The sequence below is a fragment of the Burkholderia sp. BCC0398 genome, assembly GCF_902833245.1.
GTDB lineage: Bacteria > Pseudomonadota > Gammaproteobacteria > Burkholderiales > Burkholderiaceae > Burkholderia > Burkholderia sola.
Genome location: NZ_CADFEM010000059.1, coordinates 1 through 337 on the forward strand (window position 1 = coordinate 1; position 337 = coordinate 337).

Sequence of the window (337 nt, forward strand, 5' to 3'; positions counted from 1 at the left end):
GTCGAGGTCGACAGCGAATCGATCGAGCTGTTAGCGGTGGACAGACCGGTCGAGGTCGAGGTGGACAACGACGTGATCGAGCTGTTCGCCGAGGACAGACCCGTCGACGTCGAAGTCGAGAGCGACGTGATCGAGCTGTCAGCCGAGGACAGGCCGGTCGAGGTCGAAGTCGACAGCGAGGTGATCGAGCTGTTAGCCGAGGAGAGGCCGGTCGAAGTCGAAGTCGACAGCGAGGTGATCGAGCTGTCAGCCGACGACAGACCCGTCGAGGTCGATGTGGACAGCGAGGTGATCGAGCTGTTGGCCGACGAGAGACCCGTCGAAGTCGAGGTCGACA

The 337-nt window shown here is 62.3% G+C and carries 1 protein-coding gene; it reads left to right on the forward strand.

Going from position 1 to position 337, the window contains the following annotated elements:
* On the forward strand, positions 1-337 hold a 337-nt coding region (locus HWX76_RS36495), incomplete at both ends, for a hypothetical protein (protein ID WP_208458942.1).